The organism is Streptomyces sp. NPDC086989 (assembly GCF_044745505.1).
In the GTDB taxonomy this organism is placed as follows: domain Bacteria; phylum Actinomycetota; class Actinomycetes; order Streptomycetales; family Streptomycetaceae; genus Streptomyces.
In genome coordinates this window covers 254,144-271,533 of record NZ_JBIVAL010000003.1, presented here as the reverse complement: position 1 = coordinate 271,533, position 17,390 = coordinate 254,144, and the positions used below count along the sequence as shown (strand labels likewise).

Genomic DNA, 17,390 nt, shown 5'->3' with positions numbered 1-17,390 from the left:
GTGAGCGCCCCGGCAGTGCTTTCGTGTGACGATCGTAGGCCCGAGTTGACGGCTTGAAAGCCAGGACGGTGGTACTGTGCGCGCCTCTCTGATCCAAATCGCCGTGACCGACGGGGAGTCGGTCGCCTCACGCCGTGCCCGGGTGGCCGATCTCGTACGGGAACAGGCCGGGTCGGACCTCGTCGTCCTGCCCGAACTGTGGACCGTGGGCGCCTTCGCCTACGAACAGTTCGAGACCGAGGCCGAGCCCCTGGACGGCCCGACGTACGAGGCGATGTCCAAGGCGGCGAGCGACGCCGGGGTCTGGCTGCACGCCGGTTCGGTCGTGGAGCGCGCCGGCGACGGGTCGCTCTACAACACCGCCCTCGTCCTCTCCCCAGCGGGCGAGCTGGCCGCCACGTACCGCAAGATCCACCGCTTCGGCTTCGACCAGGGCGAGGCCGTGCTGATGACGGCCGGTGACTCCCTGACGACCGTGACCCTGCCGGAGCAGACCCTCGGCGTCGCCACCTGCTACGACCTGCGCTTCCCCGAGCTGTTCCGCGGCCTGGTCGACGCCGGGGCCACGACGATGGTCGTCGCCGCGGGCTGGCCGGCCCGCCGCCGGTCCCACTGGACCCTGCTGAACCGGGCCCGGGCCGTCGAGGACCAGTCGTACGTCCTCGCCTGCGGGCTGGCCGGAACGCACGCGGGTGTCGAGCAGGCCGGGCACAGCCTGGCGGTGGACCCGTGGGGCGAGGTGCTGGCCGAGGCGGGCCCCGGCGAGGACGTCCTCACCGTCGACCTGGACCCGGCGAAGGTCGCCGAGACCCGCGAGCAGTTCCCGGCCCTCAAGGACCGCCGCCTGGGCCGCTGAGCCACCACGCCGCGGAACCCTCGCGCTCCCTCTCCGCGATCCGGAGCACGCACACGGCGAGGCGATCGGCAGCGCGGCGTCCGGGTCCTCCGGTCGCCGCGAGCCGTCGTCTCCCCCGGCCACCGCTGGGAGGTGCCCCCGGCGCTCCGGCGTCATCGCGTCCGGCAGGGCGCACGGCCGCACCCGCGTTTTGTCCCGAACCGGGTACTTCATGCCCGCAGCGACGCCCGCGATAGGTTGCCGCCATGCCCCTGCTCTACGTGACCGACCTGGCGTACCCGGCGCGCGGCCGCCGCTACTGCGACGAGGACATCCTCCTCACCTCCCGCCTGCGCGAGCACTTCCCGCTCGCCCTGTGCCACCCGCTGGACGCGGCGGGCATGGCGGCCGGCTTCGACGCGGTGATCGTCCGCAACAGCGGCCCGGTCCTGCACTACCAGGAGGCGTACGACGCCTTCCGCGCCTCCGCCCTCGCCGCCGGCACCCGCGTCTACAACCCGCTCACCGGCCGCGGCGACATGGCCGGCAAGCAGTACCTCCTCGACCTCACGGCCGCCGGCTACCCGGTGATCCCCACGATCGACGACCCCGCCGACCTCGCCAAGCTCCCGTCGGTGCCCTCGTACGCGGTCAAGCCCAAGCAGGGCGCCGACTCCATAGGCCTGACCTTCACCCCGCACCCGGCCGGCCCGGCGGGGGAGAACCTCATCCAGCCGCGCATCGACTTCACGTACGAGGTGTCCTTCTACTTCGTCGACGACGCCTTCCAGTACGCCCTCCACGCCCCGGACCCGGCCCGCCGCTGGGAGCTGGTGCCCTACGAGGCCACCCCCGCGGACCTCGGCTTCGCCCGCAGCTTCATCGAGTGGAACACCCTCTCGCACGGCATCCAGAGGGTGGACGCCTGCCGCGCCCCCTCCGGCGAACTCCTCCTGGTCGAGCTGGAGGACCTGAACCCGTACCTCTCCCTGGACCTCGTGTCCGCGGCGCAGCGGGAGTCCTTCATCACCGCTCTCACCGAATCCCTCCACTCCTTCCTCACCGTCTGATGTCAGAGGGGGATGCCAGGCTTTCCCCATGGACAAGCACACGTTCTGGAAGCTGATCGCGACGGCCCGGTCGGAGGCCGGTCCCGACCAAGTGGCCGCGTATGCCGCACAGTTGCTGGCGCGCCGCCCCGAGGCCGAGATAGCCGAGGCCCAACAGGTGCTGTGGGACCTGCTCGCGGAGTCCTACCGCAGTCCCCTGTGGGCCGCGGCCTACGTGATCAACGGCGGCTGCTCGGACGACGGCTTCGACTACTTCCGCGGCTGGCTCCTGACCCAGGGCGAGGAGGCCTTCGCCCGCGCCCTGACCGACCCCGACTCCCTCGCGGACCACCCCGCGGTCCGCGAGGCGGCGGCGGAGGGCCTGGAACTGTGGGACGAGGAGGCCCTCTCGATCGCCTGGACGGCGTACGAGGCGCGTACGGGCCGGCAACTCCCCTCGGACTCCTTCACGATCAGCTACCCGCCGCTGGACCCGTCCTGGAACTTCGACTTCGACGACACGGCGGAGACCTCCACCCGCCTCCCCCGCCTGAGCACCCTCTTCGCCTAGAGCCCGCCGACGCCGAGACCGACCCCGAACGGCATGGCCGTCCGGCGAGGCAGGGTGGGCGTGAGGTTCAACGCTGATGAGCGCTGCCAGATCGTCCGGGCTCGCTTCGTACGGCCGTGATCCCGCCTTCACAAGCGGATGGCAAGCTTGAAACATGAACGATGCTGCCCAGGCGCCCACCCCCGCGCCCGCACCCCGCAAGCGTGCCCGTGTCCGTGCCCCCGAGCTGATCGGCAAGGGCGGATGGATCAACACCGGTGGGAAGGACCTGAAGCTCGCCGATTTCCGAGGTCGCGTACTGATCTTGGATTTTTGGACCTTCTGCTGCATTAACTGCCTGCATGTCCTCGACGAGCTGCGGGAGCTGGAGGAGAAGCATCGCGACACCGTCGTGATCATCGGCGTGCACTCGCCGAAGTTCGTGCACGAGGCCGAGCACGCGGCCGTCGTCGACGCCGTCGAGCGATACGAGGTGCACCACCCCGTGCTCGACGATCCCGAGCTGGCCACGTGGAAGCAGTACGCCGTACGGGCCTGGCCGACGCTCGTCGTGATCGACCCCGAGGGGTACATCGTCGCGCAGCACGCCGGTGAGGGGCATGCGCACGCCATCGCGCGGCTCGTCGAGGAGCTCGAGGCCGAGCACGAGGCCAAGGGGACCCTGCGGCGCGGGGACGGCCCGTACGTGGCTCCCGAGCCGGTGGCGACCGACCTGCGGTTCCCCGGGAAGGCGGTCCTGCTGCCGAGCGGGAACCTGCTCGTGTCGGACTCGACGCGCCACCAGCTCGTGGAGCTGGCCGCCGACGGCGAGAGCGTCGTGCGCCGCATCGGCAGCGGGGAGCGCGGCTTCACCGCCGACAGCTTCAGCGAGCCGCAGGGGCTCGCGCTGCTGCCCGACGGGTCCGTGATCGTCGCCGATACCGTCAACCACGCGCTGCGCCGCTTCGACCCCGTGACGGGCGCCGTCGAGACCGTCGCCGGGACCGGCCGGCAGTGGTGGCAGGGGTCCCCGACCTCCGGGCCGGCCCTGGAGGTGGACCTGTCCTCGCCGTGGGACGTCGCCTGGTGGCGGGACAAGGTGTGGATCGCCATGGCGGGCGTGCACCAGCTGTGGACCTGGGACCCGCAGACCGGGACCGTCGCCGTCGCCGCGGGGACGACCAGCGAGGGCCTGCACGACGGGCCCGCCCTGGAGGCCTGGCTCGCCCAGCCCTCCGGGCTCGCGGCCGCCGGGGAGGGCCGGCTGTGGATCGCCGACTCCGAGAACAGCGCCCTGCGGTACGTGGAGCCCGAGGGCGAGGGCTACGCCGTGCGGACCGCGGTCGGGACCGGCCTGTTCGACTTCGGCCACCGGGACGGTGACGCCGGCCAGGCCCTGCTCCAGCACCCGCTCGGGGTGACCGCCCTGCCGGACGGCTCGGTCGCGGTGTGCGACACGTACAACCACGCGCTGCGCCGCTTCGACCCGGCGACGGACCAGGTCTCCACGCTGGCCACCGACCTTCGGGAGCCCAGCGACGCCGTGCTCGTCGGCGAGGACATCGTGGTGGTGGAGTCCGCCCGCCACCGGCTGACCCGGCTGCGGCTGCCCGAGGAGGCGGTGCGGGTCGACGCCGTCGCGCACCGCACCCAGCGGGCCGCCACCGAGGTCGCCCCGGGCACGCTCCGCCTCGACGTGGTGTTCCAGGCGCCGGCCGGCCAGAAGCTCGACACCCGGTACGGGCCCTCGACGCGGCTGCTGGTCTCCTCGACGCCGCCGGAGCTCCTGGTGGCGGGCGAGGGGGCCGGGACGGACCTGTTCCGGGAGCTGGCGCTGAACCCGGACGTCACCGAGGGGGTCCTGCACGTCTCCGCGATGGCGGCCTCCTGCGACGACGACCCGGCGAACGAGTACCCGGCCTGCCACGTGCACCAGCAGGACTGGGGCGTGCCGGTGACGGTCACCGCCGAGGGTGTCGCCCGGCTGCCGCTCGTCCTGGCCGGACTCGACGCGTAGGGGTGGACGGACTTCCGGCCGGGGCCCCCAGCGGGCCCCGGCCGGACGGATCAGCCCCTGGTGCGGCTGTCCTCGTCCTCGTCCTCGTCCGCGTCCTGGTCCGCGCCGTTGTCATCCGCGGCCTGGTCGTCCGCCTGGTCTTGGTCCCGGCCGTGGTCCTCGTCGCGCGCCTGGTCTTGGTCCCGGCTGTGGTCCTCGTCCTTCGCGTGGTCCTCGTCCTTCGCGTGGTCCTCGTCCTTGGCGTGGTCCTCGTCCTTCGCGTGGTCCTCGCGCCGGCCCGGGTCCTCGTCCTTGGCGTTGTCCTCCGTCTTGCCGTGGTCCTCGGCCTTGCCGTCCCCGGTCTCGGGCTTCGCGACGTCGGCGATCAGCAGGTTCGGGTCGATGCCGGTGAGGAAGGCGCCGCTGGTCACGTAGACGCGGTGGTGGCGGATCGCCACCGCGGTGGGCCCGGACAGCCCGTCCGCCCTGGTGAGCAGGACGGTGTGGGTGCCGTCGGGCCGGATCAGGACGAGTTCGCCGTCGACGGTGTTCAGTGCTGCGAGCACCGTCGTGCTTTGGCCGGCGAACGCGAAGTCGTCGATCCCCGTCAGTCCGGTGGCCTGCGTCCTGATCGGGCCCGCGGCCCCGTTCTTCTCGATCGGGATCCGCAGCAGCGTGCCCCGGTCGTAGTTCGACACCCAGACGGCGTTGTCGCGCACCTTGATGCCGTTCGCCCCGATGAACGTGGACGGCTCCAGGGCGGCGCCGGTGGCCCAGGCCGTCACCTCGGGCTGTTTGTCGAGGGAGATGCGCCGCACCGTACCGAGGACGGAGTCGGCGACGTAGAGCCGTTTGTGCTGCTCGTCGAGGGCGAGGCCGTTGGCGAAGCCGTTCGCCGGCAGGTCGACGAACTTGGTGACGTTGCCGTTCGGGGAGATCCGGTAGACGCCGCTCTCGGAGGTGCCGGTGTTGTAGGCGACGTAGAGCGACCCGTCCTTGGTGCGGACGATCCCGGACACGACGGCGGCGCCCACCAGGGGGGTCTGCGGGTTCGCGACGGCGGGCAGGGTCGCCAGGAGCCGGGTGGCGCCGTGCCGGTCCACGCGGACCACCTGGCGGGCCAGGGCGAGGGTCAGGTCGGCGGCGCCGTCGGGCTCCAGGGCGATGTTCTCGGGTGTCTGGCCGGCATCGAAGTTGAAGTGGGCGACGATCCGCGGGTCCGTGAGCCGGAGCGAGGGCTTGGGTGACGTGGGCGGCGTCGGCGCGGGGGCCGCGATCGCGCCCGCTGCGGGGCCGGACAGGAGCAGGGCGAGGGCGATGCCCACGGCCCCGCCGGTGCGTGGCGGACGGAGTCTGCGGGCCGTGCGGGGCACGGGGGCCGTTCGGAACAGGCGGGGCACGGGACTCTCCTTGTCGACCGGGGGTGACAGGAGTCCAGAACAACATGACGGATTGTCATCATCGTTTCATCACACCGCACCGGCCCGCAGATCGACCCGCCCGGCCGAAGCCCCGCGCCCGCCCGCCGGAACTTCGGGCGGGCGGGCGCGGGGCGCGGCGCGGGCTGGGCCCGTTCGGCGCGTCAGTCCTCGAGGAAGGCGACGAGCGCGTTCGCGAGCAGGTACGGGTCCTGTGCACCGCACAGCTCGCGTGCACTGTGCATGGAGAGGATCGCGACGCCGATGTCCACCGTCTGGATCCCGTGCCGGGCGGCCGTGATCGGGCCGATGGTCGTGCCGCAGGGCATCGAGTTGTTCGAGACGAACGTCTGCCACGGCACGCCGGCCCGCTCGCACGCCGCCGCGAACACGGCGCGCCCGCTGCCGTCCGTCGCGTACCGCTGGTTGACGTTGACCTTCAGGATCGGGCCGCCGTTGGCGCGCGGGTGGTGCGTGGGGTCGTGCCGCTCCGCGTAGTTGGGGTGCACGGCGTGGCCGGTGTCGGAGGACACGCAGATGCTGCCCGCGAGGGCGCGCGCCCGGTCCTCGTACGTGCCTCCGCGCGAGAAGACGGAACGTTCCAGCACGTTGCCCAGCAGCGGGCCGTCCGCGCCGGTGTCCGACTGCGAGCCGTTCTCCTCGTGGTCGAACGCGGCCAGCACCGGGATGTTGTTCAGCTTGTCGGCGGTCGAGGCGGCGACCAGCGCCGCGACACCCGCGTGCACCGAGATCAGGTTGTCCATCCGCGGGCCGGCGACGAGTTCGCGGTCGCGGCCCAGGTACGAGGGCGGCTCGATGGAGTGGACCATCAGGTCCCAGCCGGCCACGGAGCCCTGGGGCAGACCCTCTTCCTCCTCCAGGAACGCGATGAGGTCGCCCTCCTGGACCTCGCCCAGGCCCCAGATCGGCTGCATGTGGCGCTGCTTGTCGAGCTTGAGGCCGTCGCTGTTGACCGACCGGTCCAGGTGGACGGCCAGTTGCGGGACGCGCAGCAGCGCGCGGTCCACGTTCACCAGCCGCTCGGTGCCGTCCCGCAGGCTCAGCCGGCCCGCCAGGCCCAGGTCCCGGTCGAGCCAGGTGTTGAGCAGGGTGCCGCCGTAGATCTCGACGGCGATCTGCCGCCAGCCCTGTGAGCCCGTGTCAGGAAGCGGCTTGACCCGCAGGTTGGGGGAGTCGGTGTGCGCGCCGACGATGCGGAACGGGGTGTGCGCGGAGGCGCCCTCGGGGACGAACCAGGCGATGAGCGCCCCGCCGCGGAGGACGAACCGGCCCCCGCTGCCCGAGTCCCAGGCGTCCGTTTCCGACAACTGCCTGAAACCTGCCTTTTCCAGCCGCTCGGCCGCATTGGCCACGGCGTGGTACGGCGACGGACTGGCCGTCAGAAAGGTCATCAGATCGTCGGTGTGGCCGCGGTCGAAGCGGGCGGGAGAGCTCATGTGGTTCACCTTAACGACGGTCGTGTTCGCCATGGTCGGGCTGCGGCGGATGGCCGGAACGCCGGGGTTACGGGTCGTGTGGTCCCTTTCCCGGCGGTTTTTCAGCCCGGCGGGCGCTCGAAGCGGCGTTGCAGCTGCCTGCGCTCGCCCCGGCGGATGCGCGGGAGCATCTCCGGGGTCGTCGCGGAGCGCTGCGCGCGTCTCTTGCGTCCGGCGCAGAAGATACAGGCCTCGCCGGGCGGCGCATCCGGATCGATGGGTGCGCCGGGGTGCTCGGAGCAGCCGGAGGCGTTGCGGGGGCGGGACAGTTCGCGGGCCACGATGAAGGCCCGGTGGAGGTCGTCCGCGATCCGTACGAAATCCTCGGGCGGTGAGGAGAAGCCGAGGTGGAAGCGGCGGTCCTCGACGGTGCGCAGGTGCTCGCGCAGTGCCTGGAGGGTGTACGGGGGGTCGGGCACGGGATAGCCCAGCCGGCGCTGTTCCCCCGCGGGCGGGGCGGCTGCGCGGGCGCCGCGGGCGCCCTGGGCGCGCAGGCCCAGACGGCGCCGGTCGTTGCAGATCAGACAGCGGCCCCAGCCGTCGGGCGCTTCGGGGTCGAGGGCGCCGTTGGGGTGTTCGGAGCAGCCGGTGTAGCTCTTGGCGGGGGCGAGTCCGGCGGCGGTCTGGAAGGCGGTGTAGAGCGCGTCCGCCACGGCCTCGTACTCGGCGGGGTGGGCGCCTTCGTACAGCTCCTTCAGATGGTCGCCGAGGCTGCCCACGGCGGCCTGCAGCTCCTTGAGGGCGTACGGCCGCCCGGTCGGGACGGAGTACCCCCTGCTGTTGCCGTGCTGCTCTGCCGGTCTCATGTCTACGAGCGTCCCACGGACCGCCGACATTCGGGGAATGCCCCAGGCCGGGGCACCGTCCCGGGGCCCGCCCGGAGCGTCGTCGGGGCCCGCCCGGAGCGTCGTCCGGGGCTTGGCCGGGCGTGCGTCCGGGGGCCGGGTACGACCACGGCCGGGCCCTCCGGGGAGGGTCCGGCCGTGGGTGCGCGGTGGGAACCGGAGGCTAGAAGGCGGCCTCGTCGAGCTCCATCAGGGTGTTGTCCACGGACTCGGCCAGCGCGCGGGCGACCGAGACGTTCGGCAGGACCTGCGAGGCGAAGAACTTCGCCGCCGCGATCTTGCCGGTGTAGAACGGGACGTCCTTCGCGGAAGCCGTGGCGAGCTTCTCGGCGGCGACGGCCGCACCCTTGAGCAGCAGGTAGCCGACGACGACGTCGCCGGAGGCCATCAGCAGGCGAGTGGTGTTCTGGCCGACCTTGTAGATGTTCTTGACGTCCTCGCCGGTGGCGGTGAGGTCGACGATCATCTGGCCGACGATGGCCTCCAGGTCGACGGCGGCCTTGGCGAGCGCGTCGCGGGCGCCGGCCAGCTCCTCGCCGCCGGCGGCCTCGGCCAGGAACTTCTTGATCGTCTCGGAGAGGACGTTCAGGGAGGCGCCCTGGTCGCGGACGATCTTCCGGAAGAAGAAGTCCTGGCCCTGGATCGCCGTGGTGCCCTCGTAGAGGGTGTCGATCTTGGCGTCCCGGATGTACTGCTCGATCGGGTATTCCTGCAGGTAGCCGGAGCCGCCGAAGGTCTGCAGCGACTGGGCGAGCTGCTCGTACGAGCGCTCCGAGCCGTAGCCCTTGACGATCGGCAGGAGCAGGTCGTTCAGGCCGATCTCGGCGGAGGCGTCCTCGCCCGCGGCCTGCTTGAGCTGGATCGCGTCCTGGACGGAGGCGGTGTACAGGACCAGGGCGCGCATGCCCTCGGCGTACGCCTTCTGCGTCATCAGCGAGCGGCGCACGTCGGGGTGGTGCGTGATGGTGACCTTGGGCGCGGTCTTGTCCATGAAGTTCGCGAGGTCCGGACCCTGCACGCGCTCCTTGGCGTACTCCAGGGCGTTCAGGTAGCCGGTCGACAGCGTCGCGATGGCCTTCGTGCCGACCATCATGCGGGCGAACTCGATGATCATGAACATCTGGCGGATGCCGTCGTGCTTGTCGCCGATCAGCCAGCCCTTGGCGGGGTGCTGGTCGCCGAAAGTCATCTCGCACGTGTTGGAGGCCTTGAGGCCCATCTTGTGCTCGACGTTCGTGGCGTAGACGCCGTTGCGCTCGCCCAGCTCGCCGGTCTCCCAGTCGAAGTGGAACTTGGGGACGAGGAAGAGCGACAGGCCCTTGGTGCCCGGGCCGTGGCCCTCGGGGCGCGCGAGGACGTAGTGGAGGATGTTCTCCTCCATGTCGTGCTCACCGGACGTGATGAAGCGCTTCACGCCCTCGATGTGCCAGGAGCCGTCCTCCTGCTGGACGGCCTTGGTGCGGCCGGCGCCGACGTCCGAGCCGGCGTCCGGCTCGGTGAGGACCATGGTGGAGCCCCAGCGCTTCTCGACCGCTATCTGAGCGACCTTCTTCTGCGCCTCGTTGCCCTCTTCGAAGAGGATGCCGGCGAACGCCGGGCCGGAGGAGTACATCCAGATGGCCGGGTTCGAGCCGAGCAGCAGCTCCGCGTAGGCCCAGATCAGGGAGCGGGGCGAGGTGGTGCCGCCGATCTCCTCGGGAAGGCCGAGCCGCCAGTACTCGGAGTCCATGAAGGCTTCGTAGCTCTTCTTGAAGGACGCCGGAACGGGCGCGGTGTTGGTGGCCGGGTCGAAGACCGGCGGGTTGCGGTCGGCGTCCGCGAAGGAGTCGGCCAGCTCGTTCTCGGCGAGGCGGGCGATCTCGGACAGGACGCTCTTGGCGGTGTCGGTGTCCATCTCACCGAACGGGCCGGTGCCGTACAGCTTGTCGCGGCCGAGCACCTCGAAGAGGTTGAACTCGATGTCTCGGAGATTCGACTTGTAGTGCCCCATGGCGACGGCTCCGTTAAGGCTCGGGAAGACAGGTTCCTCGTACATACCAATCGGTAACGTCATGATGCTACCCGTGGGTAATAAGACGCAACCCCCTGCCCGTCGACTGTGACCAGGGTCAACCCGCGCGCCGGCCGGCCGTGGCCCGCGATCCGGCCGCGGCGCCGTCCGCGACCATGGCGGGAATGCGCGTCCGCGGGGCCGGAGGCGCTCGGTAGGCTTCGCCCTATGTACGGCTACGACCAGAACGTGAGCGCAGGGCAGCAGTACGCCGCCCCGCAGCAGATGGCCGGTGGGTACGGCGAGCAGCCGCTGTACCCCGAGCCCTCGCCGCCGTCGCTCGCCGACGCGGTGCGGGCCTTCACGACCGGGTCGCTGTCCGCGGAGGACTTCCAGCAGATCTTCGCCACGTCGAAGGTCTACTGCCCGCGCGGCGACACCCCCGGCTTCCTGGCGCTGCACAACACGCAGCAGCCGGTGATCCCCATGTTCACCACGCTCAAGGAGCTCCGCCGGTACGCCGGCAAGGAGTCCAAGTACTTCGTGATCACGGGCGCGGAGGTGATCGACCTGCTGCCGACCGGGTACGGCTTCGTCCTCGACATGGAGGGTGACCACCGGATGGTCTTCGACGCCAAGGCCGTGGAGCAGATGGTCGACTTCGCGATGCGCCGCATGTACGGCTAGGCGCCGTTGCTGCACAGACGGCTAGGCGCCGTTGCCGCACAGACGGCTCACCGCCGTCGCCGCGCAGGGCTTCGGGCCCCGGGGAATGTCCCCGGGGCCCTTTCTGTTCTGTCGGGTGTGGCAGAAAGTTCGAGTTTCAACTAAACTCGAAGCAGAAGGAGGTTCCGACCATGCCTGCAGTGACTGTGGAGAACCCGTTGACGCTCCCCCGCGTCGCCGAGCCCGCCCAGGAGACCGCCGCCCGCAAGGTGCTGGCCGTCACGACCGCCCCTGGTGGGTTCGAGGGCGAGGGATTCCCGGTGCGCCGCGCGTTCGCCGGGATCAACTACCAGTACCTCGACCCGTTCATCATGATGGACCAGATGGGCGAGGTGGAGTACGCGCCGGGCGAGCCGAAGGGCACCCCCTGGCACCCGCACCGCGGCTTCGAGACCGTCACGTACCTGATCGACGGAACCTTCGTCCACCAGGACAGCAACGGCGGCGGCGGAGTCATCAACGGCGGTGACACCCAGTGGATGACCGCCGGAGCCGGCCTCCTGCACATCGAGGCCCCGCCGGAGTCCCTCGTCGTGTCCGGCGGGCTCTTCCACGGCCTCCAGCTGTGGGTGAACCTCCCCGCCTCCGACAAGATGATGCCGCCGCGCTACCAGGACATCGGCGGCGGCCAGGTGCAGCTGCTGTCCACCCCGGACGGCGGCGCGCTGCTCCGCGTGATCGCCGGTGAGCTGGACGGCCACTCCGGCCCGGGCATCACCCACACCCCGATCACGATGATCCACGCCACCGTCACCCCGGGCGCGCAGGTCACCCTCCCGTGGCGCGAGGACTTCAACGCCCTCGCGTACGTCATGGCCGGCCGCGGCAGCGTCGGCACCGACCGGCGGCCCGTCCACACCGGGCAGACGGCGGTCTTCGGCGAGGGCGGCTCCCTCACCCTGCGGGCCGACGAGTCCCAGGACTCCCACGCCCCGGACCTGGAGGTCATCCTCCTCGGCGGGCGTCCCATCCGGGAGCCGATGGCGCACTACGGGCCGTTCGTCATGAACAGCCGGCAGGAGCTCCAGCAGGCCTTCGACGACTTCCAGGCCGGCCGGCTGGGCACCATCCCCACCACCGCCCGGGAGCGCACGAAGTCGGCGGACCAGCACTCCTGACGCGCCGTGCCGGTGCTACGCGGGGCGCTCCGCCCCCGCGTAGCGTCCCCGGAGCTCCGACAGCACACCGAACGCGGCCGCGGTCAGCGGCACGGACAGCAGCATCCCCAGGATCCCGGCGACACTGGCCCCGGCCGTGATGGCGAGCAGGACGACGGCCGGGTGCATCTGGACGGTCCGGCTCTGGATCACCGGCTGGAGGACGTGACCCTCCAGCACCTGGACGGCGAGCACCACTCCCACGGTCCACAGGCCGATGAACCATCCCCGCTCGGCGAAGGCCACGAGGACGGCCACCGCCCCGGAGATGAAGGCGCCCAGGTAGGGGATGTACGCGCCGACGAACACCAGGGCGCCGAGGCCGACGGCGCCGGGGACGCGGAGCACGAGCAGACCGACCGTGATGCAGACGGCGTCGATCAGCGCGATGAACGTGGTGCCGCGCATGAAGCCCGCGACGGCCCTGAAGGCGCGCCGCGCGACCGCCTCGACGACGTCTGCGGCGCCACGGGGCGCGAGCGAGCGCAGGGCGCCGGCGGCGCGGGGGGAATCGCGCAGGAAGAAGAACATCAGCAGGAGGGCCAGGACGGCCATGGCGAGCACCTCGCCGACGACGCTGATGCCGGTGATGACGCCGGAGGCGGCCGTACCGCCGAATTTGCCCAGCAGGTCCTTGGCGTTCGACGCCAGGTCCTCCAGCGAGGTCCCGGCCGGCCCGAAGTGCCCGGCGAGGTACCGCCCGGCCTGCTTGAGGGCGTCGCGGATCTGACCGCCGGTGCCGATCAGGGCGTGGACGACGACGTACGCGGCGCCACCGATCACCACGAGCACGGTCAGACAGGTCAGCGCGGCCGAGAGGGAGCGCTGGACGCCCATCCGCACGAGCCGCCGGTGCATCGGCCCGAGCAGTGCGGTTCCGAGGAGGGCGAGCAGGACGGGCGTGACGGCGGTCTTGAAGACGATGCACAGCCACACGCCGACGGCGAGGACGCCCGTGACGAGCAGGACGACCACGCACCAGGCGGCCAGCCGCCTGACCGGCGGGGGAAGCAGGGGAGTCGGCACCGCTGCATCCAACCACGCGGACGCCCCCGTACCCCCGAGCCCGGGCGCGGCGTCGTCTCAGACCACCCCTGAGCCCGGTTCCACCCGGGAAGCCGGGGCCGGGCCGCGTTCGGGGCCGCGTTCCGGGCCGAGGTCCGGGGCCGGCAGCAGCGCGGCGTCCGTCGGCGCGGTGTCCGTCAGCGCGGCGTCCGTCGGCGCGGTGTCCGGCTTCGACCGCTCGTGGAGCTCGAACCAGATCGACTTGCCCTCGCCGCGCGGGTCCACGCCCCAGCTGTCCGCGAGCATCTCCGTCAGCAGGACGCCCCGCCCGCTCGAGGCCATCTCCCCCGGGTGCCGCTTGTGCGGCAGCTCGTCGCTGGAGTCCGCCACCTCGATGCGCAGCCGCCGCGTCCCCAGCTCGCCCGCGGCCTCCGCGACCAGCAGCGCGTCGCCGTCCGTGTGCATGAGGACGTTCGTGACCATCTCGGAGACCATGAGCACCGCCGAGTCCACCTGCTCCGCGTCCGCCCAGTCGTGCAGCAGCTCGCGGATCTGCCGGCGCGCGCCCGCGATCCGCTCCGGCTCCGCCTGCGCCACCGTCAGCATCGTGCGGCGGGCCGGCCGCACCGGCCGTGCGGGCGGGGCCCCGCAGCCGCCGTCCCGGCACAGCAGTACGACGGCTATGTCGTCCTCGCGGCGGTCGGCCAGCGGGCCGGTGGTGTGGTGCGAGGACGGCCCGTGCACGGCCTGCACCAGCAGGTCGGCGAGTTCCTCCAGGTCGTCGGAGCCGTGGGTGCCGGGCTCGTGCGTCTCGGACTCCAGGATCGCCCGCAGCCGCGCCCAGCCGGTGTCCAGGTCGTGGCCGCCGGTCTCGATGAGCCCATCGGTGCACAGCATCATCGTTTCGCCGGGCTCCAGCGTGAACTGCGTGGTCGGGTAGTCCGTGTCCGCGACGATGCCGAGCGGCAGGCCGCCGGCGGTCGGGCGCATCAGCACCGTGCCGTCCGTCATCCGGATGACGGGGTCGGGGTGGCCGGCCCGGGCCGCCTCCAGCAGCCCGGTCTCCGGGTCGCACTCCACGTACAGGCAGGTCGCGAAGCGCGGGCTGCTGAAGTCGGACTCCTCGTGGGAATCGGTGATGCCGGCCAGGAAGCGGGAGGCGCGGGAGAGCACCGCGTCCGGCCGGTGGCCCTCGGAGGCGTACGCGCGCACCGCGATCCGCAGCTGGCCCATCAGCCCGGCGGCCCGTACGTCGTGCCCCTGCACATCGCCGATGACCAGGGCGAACCGTCCCGACGGCAGCGGGATCACGTCGTACCAGTCACCTCCGACCTCCAGCCCGCCACCGGTCGGGACGTACCGGGCGGCGATCCGCATGCCCGGGATGTGGGGGCCCACCGTCGGCATCATCGACCGTTGCAGGCCGGAGGTGAGTTCCCGCTCGGACTCCGCCACGCCGGCCCGCTGGAGGGCCTGGGCCAGCATCCGGGCCACCGTCGTCAGGACGGACCGCTCGTCCGGGGAGAAGGACACCGGGTGCTTGAACGCGGCCATCCAGGCGCCCATGGTGCGCCCGGCGACGATCAGGGGGAGGAAGGCCCACGAGACCCGGCCGAAGCGCTGCGCGAGCGGCCAGGTCGCCGGGAAGCGCCGCTTGTAGTCCTCGGGGGAGGGCAGGTAGATCGCCCGGCCGGTGCGCACGACCTCGGCGGCCGGATAGTCCGTCTCCAGCCGCATGTCAGTGAAGGGATCCTCGTCCCCGGGACCGTGCCCGTGGTGCCCGATGATCGACAGCCGGTCCCCGGCCACCCCGAAGACCGCCAGCCCGTCGGGGCTGAAGCCGGGCATCGACAGCGACGCGGCGACCCGCAGCACCTCGGCCGTGGACCGGGCCTCGGCGAGCGCCCGCCCCGCATCCAGCAGGAACGCCTCGCGGGAGCGCCGCCAGTCGCCGGTGATCGGGGTGTGCACGGCGGTCGTCCCGGGCTGCGGCTCGGCGATCTCCTGGATCGTGCCGATCAGCTCGTAGTCGACGCGGCCGTCGGGGCAGCGGTTCTCCACCGGCTTGGAGCGGCTGCGCACGGTCCGCAGGACCCGCCCGTCCTCGTCCATGATCCGCAGTCGGGCCTCGGCGAGGGTGTCCTCGGCCACCGCGAGGTTGACGATCCCGTTGATCTCGTTCCAGTCCACCGGGTGGAACCGCGACCGTACGACGACCTCCGGGAGGACGACGGGCTCCGCGGGCAGCCCCAGCAGCCGGGCGGCCTCGCTGTCGAGAGTGACCGTTCCGGAGGCGTTGTCCCACCGCCACAGGCCCGTCGCGATGGCGGCCAGGACGTCCTCGGTGCGCACCCGGTCATCTTTACAGGTCATCCCCGGGGCGTGCCTGTTCACCGGGGCCGGCGGGCACGCAGGCACGGTCCCCGGCCCGGACGGTAACCTTGGGAGGGTTGAATCCACCCTGGTATCGCGAAGAACTGGATGACTGATGCATCGGTACAGGTCCCACACCTGCGGCGAGCTCCGCGCCTCTGACGTCAACGCCGACGTCCGGCTGAGCGGCTGGCTGCACAACCGTCGAGACCTGGGCGGCATCCTCTTCATCGATCTGCGCGACCACTACGGCATCACGCAGCTCGTCGCCCGCCCCGGCACCGCCGCGGCCGCCGTCCTGGACAAGCTCTCCAAGGAGACCGTCGTCCGCGTCGACGGCAAGGTCGTCTCCCGCGGCTCGGAGAACATCAACCCCGACCTGCCCACCGGCGAGATCGAGATCGAGGCCGCCGAGGTCGAGGTGCTCGGCGCGGCCGCCCCGCTGCCCTTCACGATCAACACCGACGACGGTGTGAACGAGGAGCGGCGCCTGGAGTACCGCTTCCTCGACCTGCGCCGCGAGCGCATGCACCGCAACATCATGCTGCGCTCCGCCGTCATCGCGGCGATCCGCCACAAGATGGTGGCCCTCGGCTTCAACGAGATGGCGACCCCGATCCTCACCGCGACCTCCCCCGAGGGCGCACGTGACTTCGTCGTGCCGTCCCGCCTGAACCCGGGCAAGTTCTACGCCCTGCCGCAGGCCCCGCAGCAGTTCAAGCAGCTGCTGATGATCTCGGGCTTCGACCGCTACTTCCAGATCGCGCCGTGCTTCCGCGACGAGGACGCCCGCGCCGACCGCTCGCCGGGCGAGTTCTACCAGCTCGACGTCGAGATGTCGTTCGTCGAGCAGGAGGACGTCTTCCAGCCGATCGAGCGGCTGATGACCGAGCTCTTCACCGAGTTCGGCGGCGGCCGCGAGGTCACCTCCCCGTTCCCGCGGATCCCGTTCCGCGAGTCGATGCTGAAGTACGGCAACGACAAGCCCGACCTGCGCGCCAAGCTGGAGCTCGTCGACATCACCGACGTCTTCGAGGGCTCGGAGTTCAAGGCGTTCGCCGGCAAGCACGTGCGTGCGCTGGCCGTCCCGGACACCGCCGCGCAGCCGCGCAAGTTCTTCGACGGCCTCGGCGAGTACGCGATCTCGCTCGGCGCCAAGGGCCTCGCGTGGGTCCGCGTCGGCGAGGACGGCAGCCTGACCGGCCCGATCGCCAAGTTCCTCACCGAGGAGAACGTCAAGGTCCTCACCGAGCGCCTGGGCCTGGCCGCCGGCCACGCCGTGTTCTTCGGCGCGGGCGAGTTCGACGAGGTCTCCAAGATCATGGGCCCGGTCCGGGTCGAGGCCGCCAAGCGCGCCGGCCAGTTCGAGGAGAACGTCTTCCGGTTCTGCTGGATCGTCGACTTCCCGATGTACGAGAAGGACGAGGAGACCGGCAAGATCGACTTCTCGCACAACCCCTTCTCCATGCCGCAGGGCGGCATGAAGGACCTGGAGGAGAAGGACCCGCTCGACATCCTGGCCTGGCAGTACGACATCGTCTGCAACGGCATCGAGCTGTCCTCCGGCGCCATCCGCAACCACGAGCCCGAGGTCATGCTGAAGGCCTTCGAGATCGCCGGTTACGAGGCCGAGACCGTCGAGCGCGAGTTCGCCGGCATGCTGCGCGCCTTCCGCCTCGGCGCCCCGCCGCACGGTGGCATCGCCCCGGGCGTGGACCGCATCGTGATGCTGCTCGCCGACGAGCCGAACATCCGCGAGACCATCGCCTTCCCGCTGAACGGCAACGCGCAGGACCTGATGATGGGCGCGCCCACCGTCCTGGAGGAGTCCCGCCTGCGCGAGCTGAACATCGCGCTGCGCAAGCCGGTGGAGACCAAGCCGGCGGAGGCCAAGCCGGTCGCCGAGGCCGTCCACCCGGACGCCGCCCGCTAAGCGGGCACGGCATGACG

General features: G+C 71.5%; 13 protein-coding genes. 7 read left to right on the top strand and 6 right to left on the bottom strand.

The features are described from left to right. The first annotated feature begins 76 nt into the window (after window positions 1–76). From ACIPK4_RS07965 to ACIPK4_RS07950, 4 genes are all read left to right on the top strand, one after another. A complete protein-coding gene (locus tag ACIPK4_RS07965) occupies window positions 77–856 on the top strand; it encodes a carbon-nitrogen family hydrolase (RefSeq protein WP_054221655.1) in 780 nt (259 codons plus the stop codon). A gap of 245 nt (window positions 857–1,101) precedes the next feature. Then, window positions 1,102–1,905 carry a hypothetical protein gene (locus tag ACIPK4_RS07960; protein ID WP_054221656.1) on the top strand — a complete coding sequence of 268 codons (804 nt, stop codon included), beginning with the start codon at window positions 1,102–1,104 and terminating at the stop codon, window positions 1,903–1,905. Window positions 1,906–1,933: 28 nt separating this feature from the next. Next, window positions 1,934–2,455 (top strand): DUF4240 domain-containing protein, encoded by a 522-nt coding sequence (locus ACIPK4_RS07955; RefSeq protein WP_402310045.1) that lies wholly within the window; start codon window positions 1,934–1,936, stop codon window positions 2,453–2,455. A 154-nt stretch (window positions 2,456–2,609) separates the two neighbouring features. Then, window positions 2,610–4,451: an NHL domain-containing thioredoxin family protein gene (locus tag ACIPK4_RS07950; protein ID WP_402310042.1), complete on the top strand. Its 1,842-nt coding sequence runs from the start codon at window positions 2,610–2,612 to the stop codon at window positions 4,449–4,451. A gap of 50 nt (window positions 4,452–4,501) precedes the next feature. On the opposite strand, the gene ACIPK4_RS07945 is transcribed toward ACIPK4_RS07950, so the two are convergent. The 4 genes from ACIPK4_RS07945 to ACIPK4_RS07930 form a co-directional block, all read right to left on the bottom strand. After that, complete coding sequence (locus tag ACIPK4_RS07945; RefSeq protein ID WP_402310040.1) at window positions 4,502–5,830, bottom strand: SMP-30/gluconolactonase/LRE family protein; 1,329 nt, start codon at window positions 5,828–5,830, stop codon at window positions 4,502–4,504. A 182-nt stretch (window positions 5,831–6,012) separates the two neighbouring features. After that, on the bottom strand, window positions 6,013–7,305 hold the full coding sequence (locus ACIPK4_RS07940) for a M18 family aminopeptidase (protein ID WP_402310039.1): 1,293 nt from the start codon (window positions 7,303–7,305) through the stop codon (window positions 6,013–6,015). Window positions 7,306–7,406: 101 nt separating this feature from the next. After that, complete coding sequence (locus ACIPK4_RS07935) at window positions 7,407–8,150, bottom strand: hypothetical protein (protein ID WP_402310037.1); 744 nt, start codon at window positions 8,148–8,150, stop codon at window positions 7,407–7,409. Between the two features lie 202 nt (window positions 8,151–8,352). After that, window positions 8,353–10,179 (bottom strand): acyl-CoA dehydrogenase, encoded by a 1,827-nt coding sequence (locus tag ACIPK4_RS07930; RefSeq protein ID WP_054221661.1) that lies wholly within the window; start codon window positions 10,177–10,179, stop codon window positions 8,353–8,355. Between the two features lie 228 nt (window positions 10,180–10,407). On the opposite strand from ACIPK4_RS07930, the gene ACIPK4_RS07925 reads away from it, so the two are divergent. Together ACIPK4_RS07925 and ACIPK4_RS07920 are read left to right on the top strand one after the other, a co-directional pair. Next, window positions 10,408–10,866 (top strand): SseB family protein, encoded by a 459-nt coding sequence (locus ACIPK4_RS07925; protein ID WP_054221662.1) that lies wholly within the window; start codon window positions 10,408–10,410, stop codon window positions 10,864–10,866. Window positions 10,867–11,036: 170 nt separating this feature from the next. After that, window positions 11,037–12,023 carry a pirin family protein gene (locus tag ACIPK4_RS07920; RefSeq protein WP_402310035.1) on the top strand — a complete coding sequence of 329 codons (987 nt, stop codon included), beginning with the start codon at window positions 11,037–11,039 and terminating at the stop codon, window positions 12,021–12,023. A 15-nt stretch (window positions 12,024–12,038) separates the two neighbouring features. On the opposite strand, the gene ACIPK4_RS07915 is transcribed toward ACIPK4_RS07920, so the two are convergent. Beyond that, window positions 12,039–13,088 (bottom strand): AI-2E family transporter, encoded by a 1,050-nt coding sequence (locus tag ACIPK4_RS07915; RefSeq protein ID WP_402310033.1) that lies wholly within the window; start codon window positions 13,086–13,088, stop codon window positions 12,039–12,041. Window positions 13,089–13,145: 57 nt separating this feature from the next. Further along, a complete protein-coding gene (locus ACIPK4_RS07910; RefSeq protein WP_402310616.1) occupies window positions 13,146–15,419 on the bottom strand; it encodes a SpoIIE family protein phosphatase in 2,274 nt (757 codons plus the stop codon). Window positions 15,420–15,555: 136 nt separating this feature from the next. Between ACIPK4_RS07910 and aspS the strand changes: the two genes are divergently transcribed. Continuing rightward, window positions 15,556–17,373 carry an aspartate--tRNA ligase gene (aspS, locus tag ACIPK4_RS07905; RefSeq protein ID WP_376202214.1) on the top strand — a complete coding sequence of 606 codons (1,818 nt, stop codon included), beginning with the start codon at window positions 15,556–15,558 and terminating at the stop codon, window positions 17,371–17,373. Window positions 17,374–17,390: the final 17 nt, after the last annotated feature.

Bases quoted from the DNA above. Each gene is read 5' to 3' on its own strand.
- ACIPK4_RS07960 (WP_054221656.1), top strand. From the start codon at position 1,102: ATGCCCCTGCTCTACGTGACCGACCTGGCGTACCCGGCGCGCGGCCGC.
- ACIPK4_RS07955 (WP_402310045.1), top strand. From the start codon at position 1,934: ATGGACAAGCACACGTTCTGGAAGCTGATCGCGACGGCCCGGTCGGAG.
- ACIPK4_RS07950 (WP_402310042.1), top strand. From the start codon at position 2,610: ATGAACGATGCTGCCCAGGCGCCCACCCCCGCGCCCGCACCCCGCAAG.
- ACIPK4_RS07940 (WP_402310039.1), bottom strand. From the start codon at position 7,305: ATGAGCTCTCCCGCCCGCTTCGACCGCGGCCACACCGACGATCTGATG.
- ACIPK4_RS07935 (WP_402310037.1), bottom strand. From the start codon at position 8,150: ATGAGACCGGCAGAGCAGCACGGCAACAGCAGGGGGTACTCCGTCCCG.
- ACIPK4_RS07930 (WP_054221661.1), bottom strand. From the start codon at position 10,179: ATGGGGCACTACAAGTCGAATCTCCGAGACATCGAGTTCAACCTCTTC.
- ACIPK4_RS07925 (WP_054221662.1), top strand. From the start codon at position 10,408: ATGTACGGCTACGACCAGAACGTGAGCGCAGGGCAGCAGTACGCCGCC.
- ACIPK4_RS07920 (WP_402310035.1), top strand. From the start codon at position 11,037: ATGCCTGCAGTGACTGTGGAGAACCCGTTGACGCTCCCCCGCGTCGCC.
- aspS (WP_376202214.1), top strand. From the start codon at position 15,556: ATGCATCGGTACAGGTCCCACACCTGCGGCGAGCTCCGCGCCTCTGAC.